Raw genomic sequence first — 16,077 nt, 5'->3', positions numbered from 1 at the left:
GTTCCCTCATCCGGACGGAAGCCAGGCAAGATGGGGGCGTGACCCTTATCGATCAGCTGCCCCCGACCGCCGACCCGGACGCCCTCTACGAGGCTTTCTCCTCGTGGACCGAGAGTCAGGGCATCGTCCTCTACCCCGCTCAGGAGGAGGCGCTGATCGAGGTGGTCTCGGGGGCGAACGTCATCCTGTCGACGCCCACCGGCTCGGGCAAGAGCCTCGTCGCGGCGGGTGCGCACTTCGCGGCGCTGGCACAGGACAAGGTCACCTTCTACACCGCTCCCATCAAGGCCCTGGTCTCGGAGAAGTTCTTCGACCTGTGCAAGCTCTTCGGCACGGAGAACGTCGGGATGCTGACGGGCGACGCCTCGGTCAACGCCGACGCGCCGGTCATCTGCTGCACCGCGGAGGTGCTGGCCTCGATCGCGCTGCGCGACGGCAAGTACGCCGACATCGGCCAGGTCGTGATGGACGAGTTCCACTTCTACGCGGAGGCCGACCGCGGCTGGGCCTGGCAGATCCCGCTGCTGGAGCTGCCGCAGGCGCAGTTCGTCCTGATGTCGGCGACCCTCGGCGACGTCGCGATGTTCGAGAAGGACCTCACCCGGCGCACCGGCCGGCCGACCACGGTGGTGCGCTCGGCGACCCGTCCGGTACCGCTCAGCTACGAGTACCGCCTCACGCCGATCACGGAGACGCTCACCGAGCTGCTGGACACCCGGCAGTCCCCCGTCTACATCGTGCACTTCACGCAGGCCGCCGCCGTGGAGCGGGCGCAGTCGCTGATGAGCATCAACATGTGCAGCAAGGAGGAGAAGGAGAAGATCGCCGACCTGATCGGCAACTTCCGCTTCACCACCAAGTTCGGCCAGAACCTCTCCCGGTACGTACGCCACGGCATCGGGGTCCACCACGCCGGCATGCTGCCCAAGTACCGCCGCCTGGTGGAGAAGCTCGCGCAGGCGGGTCTGCTGAAGGTGATCTGCGGGACGGACACGCTCGGCGTCGGGGTCAACGTCCCCATCCGTACGGTGCTGTTCACCGCGCTCACCAAGTACGACGGCACCCGGGTGCGGACGCTGCGGGCGCGGGAGTTCCACCAGATCGCGGGGCGGGCCGGGCGGGCCGGCTTCGACACGGCCGGTTTCGTCGTCGCGCAGGCGCCCGAGCACGTCATCGAGAACGAGAAGAACGTCAAGAAGGCGGGCGACGACCCGAAGAAGAAGCGCAAGGTCGTCCGCAAGAAGGCCCCTGAGGGCTTCGTGGCCTGGTCGGAGACGACCTTCGACAAGCTGATCCAGTCCGATCCGGAGCCGCTCACCTCGCGGTTCCGGGTCACCCACACCATGCTGCTGTCGGTCATCGCCCGCCCCGGCAACGCCTTCCTCGCGATGCGCCACCTGCTGGAGGACAACCACGAGCCGCGCAAGGCCCAGTTGCGGCACATCCGGCGGGCCATCGCCATCTACCGTTCGCTGCTCGACGGCGGCGTGGTGGAGCAGCTGGCCCAGCCGGACGCCGAGGGCCGGATCGTCCGGCTGACGGTCGACCTCCAGCAGGACTTCGCGCTGAACCAGCCGCTGTCGACGTTCGCGCTCGCCGCGTTCGACCTGCTGGACGCCGAATCGCCGTCGTACGCACTGGACATGGTCTCCGTCGTCGAGTCGACACTGGACGACCCCCGGCAGATCCTCGCCGCCCAGCAGAACAAGGCGCGCGGCGAGGCGGTCGGGCAGATGAAGGCGGACGGCGTCGAGTACGAGGAGCGCATGGAGCGGCTCCAAGAGGTCACGTACCCGAAGCCGCTGGGCGAGCTGCTCTGGCACGCCTACGACGTGTACCGCAAGAGCCACCCGTGGGTCGGGGACCACCCGGTGTCGCCGAAGTCGGTCATCCGCGACATGTACGAACGGGCCATGACCTTCACGGAGTTCACCTCGAACTACGAGCTGGCCCGCACCGAGGGCATCGTGCTGCGGTACCTCGCGAGCGCGTACAAGGCGCTGGAACACACGATCCCGGACGACCTCAAGTCCGAGGACCTGCAGGACCTGATCGCCTGGCTGGGCGAGATGGTGCGCCAGGTGGACTCCAGTCTGCTGGACGAGTGGGAGCAGCTCGCCAACCCGGAGGTGGAGACCGCCGAGCAGGCCCAGGAGAAGGCCGACGAGGTCAAGCCGGTCACCGCGAACGCCCGCGCCTTCCGGGTGCTGGTGCGCAACGCGATGTTCCGCCGGGTCGAGCTGGCCGCGCTGGACCGGGTCCGCGATCTCGGCGAGCTGGACGCGGAGTCCGGCTGGGACGAGGACGCCTGGGGCGAGGCGATGGACGCCTACTGGGACGCCTTCGACGAGCTGGGTACGGGTCCCGACGCGCGCGGACCCAAACTGCTGAAGATCGAGGAGGACCCGGCGCACGGGGTGTGGCGGGTGTGGCAGGCTTTCGCCGACCCGAACGGTGACCACGACTGGGGCATCCGCGCCGAGGTGGATCTCGCGGCTTCCGACGAAGAAGGCCGTGCGGTCGTGCGCGTCACCGACGTGGGTCAGCTGTGAGCCCGGCCGCGACGGCGACGCCCGGGGCGCGAGAGTGGAGAAGAAGCGCATGACGAACCCCGCCGAGCTCCTGGTCGGTCTCCTCGACCTGGAACGGATCGAGGTCAACATCTTCCGCGGCCGGAGCCCCGAGGAGTCCCTCCAGCGGGTCTTCGGCGGTCAGGTCGCGGGCCAGGCACTGGTCGCGGCGGGCCGGACCACCGACGGGGACCGGCCGGTGCACTCGCTGCACGCCTACTTCCTGCGCCCGGGCCGCCCCGGGGTGCCGATCGTGTACCAGGTCGAGCGGGTGCGCGACGGCCGTTCCTTCACCACCCGGCGGGTCACGGCGGTGCAGGAGGGCCGGACGATCTTCAACCTGACGGCCTCCTTCCACCGGCCCGAGGAAGCGGCCTTCGAGCACCAGCTGCCGCCCGCCCGGATCGTGCCGGATCCCGAGGAGCTGCCCGCGGTCGCCGACGAGGTGCGCGAGTACCTGGGCGGGCTGCCCGAGGCCCTGGAGCGGATGGCCCGGCGCCAGCCCTTCGACATCCGGTACGTGGACCGGCTGCGCTGGACCCGCGAGGAGATCGCCGAGGCGGAGCCGCGCAGCGCGGTGTGGATGCGCGCGGTCGGCCCGCTCGGCGACGACCCGCTGGTGCACACCTGCGCGCTGACCTACGCCAGCGACATGACGCTGCTGGACGCCGTCCGCATCCCGGTGGAGCCGCTCTGGGGCCCGCGCGGCTTCGACATGGCCTCCCTGGACCACGCCATGTGGTTCCACCGCCCCTTCCGGGCCGACGAGTGGTTCCTCTACGACCAGGAGTCCCCGATCGCCACGGGCGGCCGGGGCCTGGCGCGCGGGCGGATCTACGACCGGGAGGGCAACCTGCTGGTCTCCGTCGTGCAGGAAGGGCTCTTCCGGAAGCTGGGGGCGTAACGGCCGCACCGGTCCCGACCGGGCAGGAGCGGGCGGGGCGTACGGGCCGCGGGAGGCGGGTTCCGGGCTCCGGGCTCCGGGCTCCACGGTCCGAGGCCGGTCCCCCGCCCACGGGCTACGGGGGCGCGGGTCTCAGGGGACCCGCGGCCGTCCTCCGCGCCCGGCCGTGTCCAGGACCGGCGCGGCGATGTTCCCCGCGTCGTCGCCCCGGTGGTGGCGCCCTTCAGCGCGGCAGCCCGGCGATCTCCAGGGCCCGCGCCGGCCGGGCCTCCGCCGCAGCCCCCGGTCCTCGGTGAACGCGGCCCTCGCGTGGGTGCGGCGGTGGCCGAAGGGGTGGTCCGCACCGCCCATTCCGGAGTCCGTGGCCCGAGGCTGCGGGCGACGCCGCCCCGCGTACCTCCTGCTTCGGTCGACGGGCGGGCCCCGCCGCGGCACCTCGCCCCCGGCACGGCTCACAGTCCCGGCAGCGGCTCCTGGTCGGCTTCCCGGCGGCGGGCGCGCGTGTCGGGCGGCGCGGGATGGAGCTTGGCGTCGCAGGTGGGGCCCAGGCCGCTGCGGCGGGATCCGGTGCCGGTGAGCGGGCGGCCGCAGAGGCGGCAGCGGACGAGAGGGAGCGGCGGACCGTCTTCCCGGCCGGCGTCTTCGCCGCCGGCGACCGGTGCGCGGAGTGCTCCGGGAAAAAGCTCGGGGATCTCCATGGGACGAGTCTTCCAGCAGGCGCCCACACCCGGCGGTGGCAACGCCCCCGGCCGTGACCGTACGGACGGAGGCCGGATTGCCGACTGCGCTCCGTGCGGCCTTACTGGGAGGTACTGCGGGCAACGGGGCGACGACGTGGAGGCCGGTGCCGATGGACATGATCCACGTCCGCGCGGTGAGCCCGCCCGATCTGACCGACCGGGTCGTGGAGCTGCTCGGCGCCGATCCCTGTGTGCTCAACCTGATCGTGCAGCCCGGCGCCGCCCGGAATCCGGACGGCGACGCGATCGCCTGCGACGTGCTGACGCGCGGGGCCAACGAGGTGATCCGAGGACTGCGGGACGCCCGCCTCGACGAGCGCGGCTCCCTCGTCGTCGAGCCGGTGGACATGGCGTTCTTCGGGCGGGCCGAGGAGGACGGACGGCAGGAGTCCGGGCTGCTCGCCGTGGCGCCCGTGTGGGAGCAGGTCGAGGCGCGCATCCGGTCGGAGGGCCGGTATCCGCCGAGCTTCTACCTCTACCTGGTCGTCGCCGGGCTGATCGGCTCGGTCGGCATCGTCACCAATTCGCAGATCCTGATCGTGGCGGCCATGGTCGTCGGTCCCGAGTACGGGGCGATCGTCAGCGTCGCCCTGGGTATCGACCGGCGCGACCGACCCACCGTCCGGCGCGGGCTGCGGGCGCTGGGCGGCGGCATGCTGCTGGCGGTGGTGGTCACCTTCCTCTTCAGCCTGCTCATCCGGGCTTTCGGCCTCCAGTCGGCCGCGTTCGACGCGGGGCTGCGTCCGGTGTCCGACCTGATCAACACGCCCAACTTCTTCTCCGTGGCAGTGGCGACGCTGGCGGGGGTCGTCGGCATCGTCTCGCTCACCGAGGCGCGGACGAGCGCGTTGCTGGGGGTGTTCATCTCGGTCACCACCATTCCGGCGGCCGCCGCCGTCGCGGTCTCCGTCGCCTTCACCAGCTGGCAGGAGGCGTGGGGCTCACTGGTGCAGCTCCTGGTGAACGTCGTGGTGCTGATCCTCGTCGGGACGGGGTCCCTGCGATGCCAGCGGGCGATCTGGAGGCGGGTCGCCCGGCGGCGGGGCGGCCCGGACGGGGCCGCCTGAGGGCACGTACGCAATTGCGGCCGCCTCGGACGTGCCGGGTCCGACGGTTCCGGGGATCCCCGGGGATCATCGGTGGGGAGGCTCCAGCGCCTCGTGCTCCGGGGGAGCCAGGAGAGCCCGCCACGCCCCGGCGCCGCCGTCAGGAAGCGCCTGAGGAGCCCGGTGAGCCGTTCCGTTCCCCGGCGCCGTCACGCGGAGCACGTCCCACCGGGCCCCGACGGCCCGGTGGGACGCGCTCCGCGTGACGGCCGGCTCAGGTGGTGGCCCGGTGATGGTCCGGACGGGCGCACAGGGCCCAGATGATGAAGACGTTGATGGCGATCAGGATGATCGACCAGAACGGGTAGTACGGCAGCCAGAGGAAGTTGGCGACCGCGCCCAGACCTGCCAGCACCACACCGACGACCCGGGCCCACAACGCGCCGGTGAACAGCGCGCATCCGGCGAGGATGAGGACGATGCCGAGGATGAGGTGGACCCAGCCCCAGCCCGTGAGGTCCCACTGGAAGATGTAGTTGCGGGTGGTGACGAACACGTCGTCCTCGGCGATGGCGGAGAGGCCCTCGAAGAGGGCCATCACGCCACCGAAGATCATCAGAACGCCCGCGAACGCGGTCCCTCCGGACTGGAACGCGGTCGTCTGCCGGGTGCTTCTGGCCATGGCCGGCCTCCTTGACGTACCGAAGCCCCTGAGCGGCCCGAGCGGCGGGCCCTACGGATTCTTTACATCCAGCCTGGCACGCCCCCACCCGATCGGCACACGGACGCCGGGCGGCTGTCGGGATCCGGGGCTGAGGCGTCCCGCGCGCGGGATATGATCCCAGATATGAGAGAGGACGAGGAGGCGGAGACCGCCGACAGCCGACTGGCCGCCCGGCTCGCGGGGCTCCGCGCCGAGCGCGGCTGGTCCCTGGACGAGCTCTCCGGCCTGACCGGCCTGAGCAGGTCCACCCTGTCGCGGGTGGAACGGGGCGAGCTGAGCCCGACCGCAGCCTCGCTCGGCCGGCTGTGCACGGCCTACGGACGGACCATGTCACGCCTTCTGACCGAGATCGAGGCGGAGCCGCCCCTCCTCGTGCCCGCCGGGTCGCAGCAGGTCTGGTACGACGCCTCCGTGGGCTTCACCCGCAGATCGGTGTCGCCGCCGCACCCCGGGCTGCGCGCCGAAGTCGTCGAGGCCACCCTCGACCCGGGCGCGGAGATCGCCTACGAGGAACCCCCGGTTCCGGGCATGGAACAGCACGTGTGGGTACGGGAAGGTTCGGTCCGGATCACCGTCGGGGGGACCACGCACACCCTGGGCCCGGGCGACTGCCTGCGGTTCCGGCTGCGCGGTCCCTCCTGTTTCCACTGCCCCGGACCGGAGCGCGTCCGCTACGTCCTGATGATCGTGATGCCGTGAAAGGAACCCCGCCCATGACCGAGATCGTCCCCGTCTCCGGCCCCGAACTCGTCACGTACGCCGATGAACTGGCCGCCCTGCTGGTGGACACCGTGGACGGCGGCGCCTCGGTCGGCTTCCTCGCGCCGCTCGACCGCGACGTGGCGGCCGACTGGTGGCGCGGGCGCGCGGCGGCCGTGGACGCGGGCGCGTTGCGGGTGTGGCTGGCCCGGGACGGCGAACGCGTGGCCGGCACGATCAGCCTCGTGCCCGCACCGCTGCCGAACGCCCGCCACCGCGCCGAAGTCGCGAAGCTGATGGTCCGTCCGTCCGGCCGGGGGCGCGGTCTGGGCCGGGCCCTGCTGGCGGCCGCCGAGAAGTGGGCGGCCGCGGAGGGTCTCACGCTGCTGGTGCTGGACACCGAGACCGGCAGCGCGGCCGAGCGGCTCTACCGGGCGGCGGGCTGGACGGAGTGCGGCTCGGTACCCGGGTACGCGCGCGATCCGGCGGGCGTCCTGCGGGCCACCACCTTCTACCACAAGGCGCTCGACGGGCCGGCGAACCCCGGGGCCACAATGGGGGGTGACGCCTCCTGACCGGGGCGCCACTTCCTTGAGCGAGGAGTTACCGATGACGCTGCACGACATCCCCCTGCACACCCTGACCGGCGAACCGACGACGCTCGGCGCCTGGAGCGGCAAGGCGGTGCTGCTGGTGAACGTCGCGTCCAAGTGCGGTCTCACGCCCCAGTACGAGGGCCTGGAGCGCCTGCAGAACACCTACGGCGAGCGGGGCTTCACCGTCCTGGGCGTGCCGTGCAACCAGTTCGCCGGGCAGGAGCCGGGCACCGCCGAGGAGATCCAGTCCTTCTGCTCGACGACGTACGGGGTCAGCTTCCCGCTGCTGGAGAAGGTGGACGTGAACGGCGACGGCCGGCACCCGCTCTACGCGGAGCTGACGAAGGTCGCGGACGCCGAGGGCGAGGCCGGCGACGTCCAGTGGAACTTCGAGAAGTTCCTCATCTCCCCCGCCGGTGAGCCGGTCGCCCGCATCCGCCCGCGCACCGAGCCGGAGGCTCCGGAGGTCGTGGCCGCCATCGAGGCGCAGTTGCCCGCCTGACGCCCTCGGCCGGGGCGCACGGGTCACTCCCGCGCGCCCCGGCCGCCCTCGGCGTCTCAGCGGATCGGCATGCCGGAGAGGGTGCGGGCGATCACCAGGCGCTGGATCTCGCTGGTGCCTTCGAAGATGGTGTAGATCGCCGCGTCGCGGTGCATGCGCTCCACCGGGTACTCGCGGGTGAAGCCGTTTCCGCCGAGGATCTGGACGGCCTGGGCGGTGACCTTCTTCGCGGTCTCGCTGGCGTACAGCTTCGACATCGAGCCCTCGGCCGAGGTGAACGGCTTGTTGGCGGAGGCCATCCAGGAGGCGCGCCAGACGAGCAGCCGGGCCGCGTCGATCTGGGTGCGCATGTCGGCGAGCTGGAAGGCGACGCCCTGGTTGTCGATGATCGGGCGGCCGAACTGGGTGCGCGTCTTCGCGTAGTCGAGGGCGACCTCGTAGGCGGCACGGGCGGTGCCGACCGCCATCGCGCCGACGGCCGGGCGGGACGCTTCGAAGGTGGCCATGGCGGCGTTCTTGACCCGCTCACCCCCCGACTTCGCCCGCTCGCGCGCGCGGGCGAGGCGCTCGTCGAGCTTCTCCTTGCCGCCGAGCAGGCAGTGGCCGGGGACGCGGACGTCCTCCAGGACCACCTCGGCGGTGTGCGAGGCGCGGATGCCGTGCTTCTTGAACTTCTGCCCCTGGGAGAGGCCCGGGGTGGCCGGCGGTACGATGAACGAGGCGTGCCCCTTGCTACCGAGTTCGGCGTCCACGACGGCCACCACGACGTGGACGTTGGCGATGCCGCCGTTGGTCGCCCAGGTCTTGGTGCCGTTGAGCACCCACTCGTCCTTGGCCGCGTCGTAGACGGCGCGGGTACGCATCGAGGCGACGTCGGAGCCGGCGTCCGGTTCGGACGAGCAGAAGGCGGCCACCTTCACGTCGTTCGCGTCGCCGTACATCTGCGGGATCCAGGTGCCGATCTGCTCCTCGGTGCCGTTGGCCAGGACACCCACGGCCGCCAGGCCCGTACCGACGATCGACAGCGCGATGCCCGCGTCGCCCCAGAAGAGCTCCTCCATGGCCACCGGGATGCCGAGGCCCGTCGGGTCGAAGAACTGCTGGGCGTAGAAGTCGAGGGAGTAGATGCCGACCTTGGCCGCCTCCTGGATGACGGGCCAGGGAGTCTCCTCACGCTCGTCCCACTCCGACGCCGCCGGCCGGATCACCTCGGCGGCGAACCCGTGGAGCCAGTCGCGCACCTGCTTCTGGTCGTCGTTGAGCTCAAGCGTGAACTCGGCCATGTTCCCCTCCATGTACAGCCCGACATTGCGTTACTTACGGTAACAGCAGTCTGTTACCGGCAAGTAGCCGCTGTCAACCACCTCCGGACCGACCGGCGTCCCGGCGAACGGGGGTGTTACGTTGCCCGGGCGGACGGAAAGCGCCAGGCCAGAGGTGCCACGGCGGGGAGAGGGCGAAAGATGGAGACCGCACGACAGGCCGAACGGCAGCGGACGGCGGCCGAGCACCGGCGCCGGGAACTGCTCGAGGCAGCCGACCGGGTGGTACTGAGGGACGGCCCCGGGGCCTCCATGAACGCCATCGCCGCCGAGGCGGGCATCACCAAGCCGATCCTCTACCGCCACTTCGGCGACAAGGGCGGCCTCTACCGCGCCCTCGCGCAGCGCCACACCGACGCCCTCCTCGCCAACCTCCGCGCGGCGCTCGACGCCCCCGCGGAACGCCGCCGACGGGTGGAGAACACGCTCGACACCTACCTCGCGGCCATCGAAGCGCGGCCGCAGGTCTACCGCTTCCTCATGCACCCGTCCGACGACGCCCCCGCCCCGGAGCCGGGGTTCGACACCGGCCGCCACTCCGTGCCCCTGCTGCGGCGGCTCGGCGAGGAGCTCGGGCAGGTGATCGCGGAGCGGGTGGCGCTCGGCGCGGACGGCGAGGTGACGGCCCGGATCTGGGGACACGGCATCGTGGGGATGATGCACGCGGCGGGCGACTGGTGGCTGGGCGACCGGCCCGTCACGCGCGAACGCCTGGTGCGCAGCCTCGCCGACCTGCTCTGGGGCCGGCTGGCCGAGGTCGGGGACCGTCCGGGCGCGCCCGGCTTCTGACGTCTTCGCCCGGCTTCCGATACCTCCCCCGGGCCTCCGCCGGCGGTCAGCCCCCGGTGGTGGCCCAGGGTGCCCGGCGGGCCTTGCGCAGCGCCCGCGACCGGCGCAGGCCGGTGAGCCGGTCGGTGTAGACGGTGCCGTCCAGGTGGTCGCACTCGTGCTGAAGGCAGCGCGCGAACCACCCCGTACCGGTGATCTCCGCCTCCTCGCCGGTGACGGTGGTCCCGCGCACCACGGCCCGGTCGAAGCGCGGGGTGCCGGCCTCGATGCCCGGCAGCGACAGGCACCCCTCCGGGCCGCGTACCGTGATGCCGTCCGCCTCCACCAGCCGGGGGTTGACCAGGTGGCCCAGGTGACGGACGTCGTCGTCGTCCGGGCAGTCGTACACGAACACCCGGAGCGGCACACCGATCTGGTTCGCGGCGAGACCGACCCCCCGGGCCGCGTACATCGTGGCGAACATGTCCTCCACCAGCCGGGCGAGCGACGGACCGAAATCGGTGACGTCCTCGCAGGCGCGGTGGAGGACCGCGTCACCGAGGGTGCTCACGGTACGAATGATTCCGGAGCTGCCGGGGATCGGACGGTTTCGCATGGCCGTAAGGGTACGGTCCGCCTTGACCACCCGGTTCCGTGGTGCCGCGGTACGGCCGCCGCACCGGACATCGATAGGCTGGGCGTGGACCGATGCAAGGAGGATCTAGGACGATGGCAGGCAACACGGAGCCGTTGTCGCCGCGGGCCAAGCTGGCGGTGACGGCGGGCAAGGCCGCGGCGGCGGTGTCGCGCGCGGCGGGGCGCGGCAGCGGATCGGTGATCGGCGGCCGGGTGGCGCTCAAGCTCGACCCCGACCTGCTGGGGCGGCTGGCGCAGCACCTGGACGTGATCCTCGTGTCGGCGACGAACGGCAAGACGACCACCACACGGCTGATCGCCGAGGCGCTGCGGGCCGCTGGGCCCGTCGTCTCGAACGCGCTCGGCGCCAACATGCCCGCGGGCATCACCTCGGCGCTGGCCGGCGGCTCGGACGCCCGGTTCGGTGTGATCGAGGTCGACGAGAAGTACCTCGCCGGGGTGGCACGCGACACGACGCCCAAGGCGATCGCGCTGCTCAACCTCTCCCGCGACCAGCTCGACCGCGCCGCGGAGACCCGCATGCTCGCCGAGCACTGGCGCGAGGGACTGGCGGGATCGAAGGCGGTCATCATCGCCAACGCGGACGACCCGCTGATCGTCTGGGCGGCCTCGTCCTCCCAGAACGTCGTGTGGGTGGCGGTCGGCCAGGCGTGGAAGGACGACGCCTGGTCCTGCCCCGCCTGCGGCGGTGTGATGCAGCGCCCCGGGGACGACTGGTTCTGCGGGCAGTGCGGTTTCCGCCGTCCGGCGCCCAGCTGGGCGCTCAACGGCGACTACGTGCTCGACCCGCACGGCTCGGCCTGGCCGATCCACCTCCAGCTGCCCGGTCGCGCGAACCGGGCGAACGCGACCTCGTCGGCCGCCGTGGCGGCCGTCTTCGGTGTGCCCCCGCAGGTGGCGCTGGAGCGGATGTACCAGGTGCAGGCGGTCGCAGGCCGCTACGACGTGGTCTCCTTCAACGACCGCGAGCTGCGGCTGCTGCTGGCGAAGAACCCGGCCGGCTGGCTGGAGACCTTCTCGCTCATCGATCCTCCGCCGACGCCGGTGATCCTCTCCGTGAACGCGCGCGGCGCGGACGGCACGGACACCTCCTGGCTGTGGGACGTCGACTACACGCAGCTGACCGGTCACCCGATCTTCGTGCTCGGGGACCGCAAGATGGACCTCGCCGTCCGGCTCGAAGTGGCCGGTCTGGACTTCCGCGTCTGCGAGACCCTGGACGAGGCCGTGCAGCTGGCCCCGCCCGGCCGCATCGAGGTCATCGCCAACTACACCGCCTTCCAGGATCTGCGCCGTCGTGTCGGCAACTGATCCCCGCCAGGGCCTCCGGAGAGGACGAAGCATGAGCAACAACGGTCTGCGTCTGGTCTGGGTCTACCCCGACCTCCTCAGCACCTACGGCGACCAGGGCAACGCCCTCGTCGTCGAGCGGCGGGCACGGCAGCGCGGTCTCGACGTGCAGCGGGTCGACGTGCGCAGCGACCAGCCGATCCCCACGTCGGGCGACATCTACCTCATCGGCGGCGGTGAGGACCGGCCGCAGCGGCTGGCGGCGGAGCGGCTGCGCCGCGACGGCGGGCTGAGCCGGGCCGCGTCGAACGGGGCGATCATCTTCTCGGTCTGCGCGGGGTACCAGATCCTGGGCCACGAGTTCATCAACGACCTCGGGGAGCGGGAGCCGGGGCTCGGGCTGCTCGACGTCGTGACGACCCGCGGCGAGGGCGCGCGGTGCGTCGGCGACGTCCTGGGCGACATCGACCCGAACCTGGGTCTGCCGCCGCTCACCGGTTTCGAGAACCACCAGGGCATCACCCATCTCGGTCCGACGGCGCGTCCGTTCGCCCGGGTCAAGGTGGGCCGCGGCAACGGCACCGGCGACGGTACCGAGGGGGCGTACAGCGACACCGTGTTCGGGACGTACATGCACGGTCCGGTGCTGGCGCGCAACCCGCTCGTCGCCGACCTGCTGTTGAAGCTGGCCCTCGACGTCAACGCGCTGCCGCCGGTGAACGACCACTGGTACGAGGCGCTGCGCTCGGAACGGATCGCCGCGGCGACCCAGCCGGCCTGATGTGTCCGCCGTGTTTCGCCTGAGTCAAATCCGGCTCAATTGAGCGGAGTCCAGCAGGCGGACAGAGGGTACGGTCCCGCCACCCTGCGCCGGTAGGGTGGCGGGTATTCAGCCGGACGACGCGGTCCGGTCGTCGGCCCACGTTGCAAAGGTTCCCCGGGCAATGCGCATTGGTGTCCTCACGTCCGGCGGCGACTGCCCCGGTCTCAACGCAGTCATCCGCTCCGTCGTGCACCGGGCGGTTGTCGACCACGGCGACGAGGTCATCGGCTTCCACGACGGCTGGCGCGGCCTCCTGGAGTGCGACTACCGCAAACTCGACCTGGACGCGGTCGGCGGAATCCTGGCCCTCGGCGGCACCATCCTCGGCTCGTCCCGGGTTCAGCCCGCCCACCTGCGGGACGGTGTGGAGCGTGCCCGCGGGCACGTCGCCGACCTGGGCCTGGACGCGATCATCCCGATCGGCGGCGAGGGCACCCTGAAGGCGGCCAACCTCCTCTCCGAGGCGGGACTGCCGATCGTCGGCGTACCGAAGACGATCGACAACGACATCGCCTCCACCGACGTCACCTTCGGCTTCGACACCGCCGTGGGGGTGGCCACCGAAGCGCTGGACCGGCTGAAGACGACCGCCGAGTCGCACCAGCGGGTGCTGATCGTCGAGGTCATGGGCCGTCACACCGGGTGGATCGCGCTGCACTCGGGCATGGCGGCCGGCGCGCACGCCATCGTCGTGCCGGAGCGGCCGTTCCACATCGACGAGCTGACCCGGGTCGTCGGGGAGCGCTTCTCGGCCGGCAAGAAGTTCGCGATCGTGGTGGTCGCCGAGGGCGCCAAGCCGCAGGACGGCACGATGGACTTCGCCACCGGCTCCCAGGACGTCTACGGCCACGAGCGGTTCGCGGGGATAGCGTCCCAGCTCTCGGTCGAGCTGGAGCAGCGCCTCGGCAAGGAGGCCCGCCCGGTCATCCTCGGCCACGTGCAGCGCGGCGGTACCCCGACGGCGTACGACCGGGTGCTCGCCACCCGGTTCGGCTGGCACGCGGTGGAGGCGGCGCACCGGGGAGAGTTCGGCATGATGACCGCGCTGCACGGCACGGACATCGAGATGGTGCCGCTGACCTCGGCGGTGGAGACCCTCAAGACCGTTCCGCCGGAGCGGTACGCCGAGGTCGAGTGCGTGCTCTGACCCAGCCTTCCCCACGCCTCCCGGCGGGGGCCACGACACCCCGGGACTGCCCCCGGCCGCGAGTGCGGCCGGGGGCAGTCCTAGTCTGGACCGGACAACCGGTACGAATGGGGGACGTCCCCCAGCAGGAGTGAACAGATGGATCACGGCGGGCACGGCATGGACATGGATCTGCCGCCGTTCACACTCGGCCGCGGGCTCGCGTTCTCGGCGGACCCGGTCTTCCTGATCGGCTGCCTCGCGGCGCTGGCCCTGTACGGCTGGGCCGTGGTGCGGCTGCGGCGGCGCGGGGACGGCTGGCCGGTCAACCGGATCGTCTTCTTCGTGGTCGGGGTGGTGAGCATCGCCCTGGTGATGTGCACGCGGCTCAACGACTACGGCATGGTCATGTTCAGTGTGCACATGATCCAGCACATGGTGATCAGCATGCTCTCGCCGATCCTGCTGCTGCTCGGGGCTCCGGTGACGCTGGCGCTGCGGGCTCTGCCGGTGGCCGGGCGGCGGGGTGGCAAGGGTCCGCGCGAAGTGCTGCTGATGCTGCTGCAGAGCCGCTACATGAAGATGATCACGCATCCGGCCTTCACGATCCCGCTCTTCATCGCGAGCCTCTACGCGCTCTACTTCACCCCGCTCTTCGATTTCCTCATGGGCTCGACCGTCGGGCACCTGGCCATGATGGTGCACTTCCTCGCCGTCGGGCTGGTCTTCTTCTGGCCGATCATGGGGATCGACCCGGGGCCGCACCGCCCCGGTTACGTGATGCGGATGCTGGAACTCTTCGCGGGAATGCCGTTCCACGCGTTCTTCGGCATCGCCCTGATGATGGCGTCCCAGCCGATGGTGGAGACGTACAAGCACCCCCCGGCCTCGCTGGGCATCGATGCGCTGAGCGACCAGGGCTGGGCGGGCGGTATCGCCTGGGCGTTCAGCGAGGTGCCCTCCGTGCTGGTGCTGATCGCGCTGGTCTTCCAGTGGTACCGGTCCGACCAGCGGCTCGCCAAGCGCTCCGACCGGGCGGCGGACCGGGACGGCGACCAGGAGCTGGCCGCGTACAACGCGTATCTGGCCTCATTGCAGGCGCGCGGACAGTAGCGCTCCACCCGCCTCGGGGGCGACCATGGTCCCAACGGCCGCGCGGCCGACGAGGAGCGTGCGCGCATGTCCGGATCGACGAAGTCCATGGGGATCATCACCGTCGCTGCCCTGGTGGCGGTGACGGCGTACACGGTGGCGATGGGGAGCAACGGCTGGCTCTGGTTCGGTTGGGTGGTGCTGGGGCTCTGCACGCTCGGCATGCTCGCCGTACGGGACGCCTGAGCCGGTGGGTCCGGGCGCGGGCCGCCCCGTGCCCCGGCGGCCCGCGTCCCGTGTACGCGCGGCCCCCGGCGCCGTACGGCCTAGACTGACGGGCCCGCACCACCCCGACCCGGTACGAAGCAGCCCGAGGCCGATCCGGCAGAACGAGGTTCACCCTCCGTGTTCTACTACGTACTGAAGTACGCCGTGCTCGGCCCGCTCCTGCGGCTGCTCTTCAGGCCGCGGATCGAAGGGCTCGACCACATCCCGGCGGAGGGGGCCGCGATCGTCGCGGGCAACCACCTGTCGTTCTCGGACCACTTCCTGATGCCGGCCATGCTGAAGCGCCGCATCACCTTCCTGGCGAAGGCGGAGTACTTCACCGGCCCCGGCATCAAGGGCCGGCTGACCGCGGCGTTCTTCCACAGCATCGGCCAGATCCCGGTGGACCGGTCGGGCAAGGAGGCGGGCGCGGCGGCGATCCGGGAAGGGCTCGGGGTGCTCGCCAAGGGCGAGCTGCTCGGCATCTACCCGGAGGGCACCCGCTCGCACGACGGGCGCCTCTACAAGGGCAAGGTGGGGGTCGCGGTGATGGCCATCCGGGCAGGGGTACCGGTGATCCCCTGCGCCATGGTCGGCACCTTCGAGATCCAGCCTCCCGGTCAGAAGGTGCCCAGTATCCGGCAGGTCACGATCCGTTTCGGCGAGCCGCTGGACTTCTCTCGCTACGCCGGGATGGACAACCAGAAGGCCGCGATCCGGGCGGTCACCGACGAGATCATGTACGCGATCCTGCACCTGTCCGGTCAGGAGTACGTGGACGAGTACGCGGCGAAGGTGAAGGCCGCCGCGGCCGCCACCGGGCAGCGGAAGGCCCCGCGCGACGCCCGGCGCGGGTCCGCCCGAGCCCTCCGGCCGAAGCCGGGGCCCGGTTCCGGGCGCGAGGGGGGCGAAGAGCGCTGACGGTGCGCTGAGCGAAGGGGTGCGGGTGGC

At 71.5% G+C, this 16,077-nt stretch carries 17 protein-coding genes; 13 read left to right on the top strand and 4 right to left on the bottom strand.

The features are described from left to right. Positions 1–38 precede the first annotated feature (38 nt). Both PZB77_RS28185 and PZB77_RS28180 read left to right on the top strand, forming a co-directional pair. Complete coding sequence (locus PZB77_RS28185) at positions 39–2,552, top strand: DEAD/DEAH box helicase (RefSeq protein ID WP_275495447.1); 2,514 nt, start codon at positions 39–41, stop codon at positions 2,550–2,552. A gap of 49 nt (positions 2,553–2,601) precedes the next feature. Beyond that, the gene (locus PZB77_RS28180; protein WP_275495446.1) at positions 2,602–3,474 is read left to right on the top strand and encodes an acyl-CoA thioesterase II; all 873 of its coding nucleotides are present in this window, start codon (positions 2,602–2,604) and stop codon (positions 3,472–3,474) included. A 452-nt stretch (positions 3,475–3,926) separates the two neighbouring features. Here PZB77_RS28180 and PZB77_RS28170 read toward each other — a convergent pair whose 3' ends face one another. Continuing rightward, the gene (locus tag PZB77_RS28170) at positions 3,927–4,172 is read right to left on the bottom strand and encodes a DUF6011 domain-containing protein (protein ID WP_275495445.1); all 246 of its coding nucleotides are present in this window, start codon (positions 4,170–4,172) and stop codon (positions 3,927–3,929) included. A gap of 152 nt (positions 4,173–4,324) precedes the next feature. On the opposite strand from PZB77_RS28170, the gene PZB77_RS28165 reads away from it, so the two are divergent. Beyond that, entirely contained in the window at positions 4,325–5,281 is a 957-nt protein-coding gene (locus PZB77_RS28165) for a DUF389 domain-containing protein (RefSeq protein WP_275495444.1), read from the top strand. A 253-nt stretch (positions 5,282–5,534) separates the two neighbouring features. On the opposite strand, the gene PZB77_RS28160 is transcribed toward PZB77_RS28165, so the two are convergent. Continuing rightward, positions 5,535–5,942, bottom strand: a complete 408-nt coding sequence (locus PZB77_RS28160) for a hypothetical protein (RefSeq protein WP_275495443.1) — start codon at positions 5,940–5,942, stop codon at positions 5,535–5,537. 165 nt (positions 5,943–6,107) lie between these two features. Between PZB77_RS28160 and PZB77_RS28155 the strand changes: the two genes are divergently transcribed. The 3 genes from PZB77_RS28155 to PZB77_RS28145 are packed head-to-tail and all read left to right on the top strand — an operon-like array spanning position 6,108 to position 7,781. Next, positions 6,108–6,683 carry an XRE family transcriptional regulator gene (locus PZB77_RS28155; RefSeq protein WP_275495442.1) on the top strand — a complete coding sequence of 192 codons (576 nt, stop codon included), beginning with the start codon at positions 6,108–6,110 and terminating at the stop codon, positions 6,681–6,683. 14 nt (positions 6,684–6,697) lie between these two features. Then, positions 6,698–7,258, top strand: a complete 561-nt coding sequence (locus PZB77_RS28150; protein ID WP_275495441.1) for a GNAT family N-acetyltransferase — start codon at positions 6,698–6,700, stop codon at positions 7,256–7,258. Between the two features lie 34 nt (positions 7,259–7,292). Further along, entirely contained in the window at positions 7,293–7,781 is a 489-nt protein-coding gene (locus tag PZB77_RS28145; RefSeq protein WP_275495440.1) for a glutathione peroxidase, read from the top strand. Between the two features lie 56 nt (positions 7,782–7,837). Here the strand turns inward: PZB77_RS28145 and PZB77_RS28140 are convergent, their stop codons facing one another. Further along, positions 7,838–9,064, bottom strand: coding sequence for an acyl-CoA dehydrogenase family protein (locus PZB77_RS28140; protein ID WP_275495439.1), 1,227 nt, complete (start codon positions 9,062–9,064; stop codon positions 7,838–7,840). A gap of 180 nt (positions 9,065–9,244) precedes the next feature. Between PZB77_RS28140 and PZB77_RS28135 the strand changes: the two genes are divergently transcribed. Next, positions 9,245–9,892, top strand: a complete 648-nt coding sequence (locus tag PZB77_RS28135) for a TetR family transcriptional regulator (RefSeq protein WP_275495438.1) — start codon at positions 9,245–9,247, stop codon at positions 9,890–9,892. A gap of 46 nt (positions 9,893–9,938) precedes the next feature. Here the strand turns inward: PZB77_RS28135 and def are convergent, their stop codons facing one another. Then, the gene (gene def / locus PZB77_RS28130) at positions 9,939–10,487 is read right to left on the bottom strand and encodes a peptide deformylase (protein WP_275495437.1); all 549 of its coding nucleotides are present in this window, start codon (positions 10,485–10,487) and stop codon (positions 9,939–9,941) included. Positions 10,488–10,600: 113 nt separating this feature from the next. Here def and PZB77_RS28125 point away from each other — a divergent pair, with 113 nt between their 5' ends. The 6 genes from PZB77_RS28125 (at position 10,601) to PZB77_RS28100 (ending at position 16,047) form a co-directional block, all read left to right on the top strand. Next, entirely contained in the window at positions 10,601–11,839 is a 1,239-nt protein-coding gene (locus PZB77_RS28125) for a MurT ligase domain-containing protein (RefSeq protein ID WP_275495436.1), read from the top strand. A 31-nt stretch (positions 11,840–11,870) separates the two neighbouring features. Next, positions 11,871–12,599, top strand: a complete 729-nt coding sequence (locus tag PZB77_RS28120; RefSeq protein WP_275495435.1) for a glutamine amidotransferase — start codon at positions 11,871–11,873, stop codon at positions 12,597–12,599. Positions 12,600–12,762: 163 nt separating this feature from the next. Next, positions 12,763–13,788, top strand: coding sequence for a 6-phosphofructokinase (locus tag PZB77_RS28115; protein WP_275495434.1), 1,026 nt, complete (start codon positions 12,763–12,765; stop codon positions 13,786–13,788). Positions 13,789–13,926: 138 nt separating this feature from the next. Then, on the top strand, positions 13,927–14,880 hold the full coding sequence (locus tag PZB77_RS28110) for a cytochrome c oxidase assembly protein (protein ID WP_275495433.1): 954 nt from the start codon (positions 13,927–13,929) through the stop codon (positions 14,878–14,880). Between the two features lie 66 nt (positions 14,881–14,946). Continuing rightward, a complete protein-coding gene (locus PZB77_RS28105) occupies positions 14,947–15,105 on the top strand; it encodes a hypothetical protein (RefSeq protein ID WP_275495432.1) in 159 nt (52 codons plus the stop codon). 159 nt (positions 15,106–15,264) lie between these two features. Then, on the top strand, positions 15,265–16,047 hold the full coding sequence (locus tag PZB77_RS28100) for a lysophospholipid acyltransferase family protein (protein ID WP_275495431.1): 783 nt from the start codon (positions 15,265–15,267) through the stop codon (positions 16,045–16,047). The last annotated feature ends 30 nt before the right edge of the window (positions 16,048–16,077 follow it).

It is taken from the genome of Streptomyces sp. AM 2-1-1, assembly GCF_029167645.1.
Classification (GTDB): Bacteria; Actinomycetota; Actinomycetes; order Streptomycetales; family Streptomycetaceae; genus Streptomyces.
This window is presented reverse-complemented; position numbering and strand designations above follow the sequence as displayed.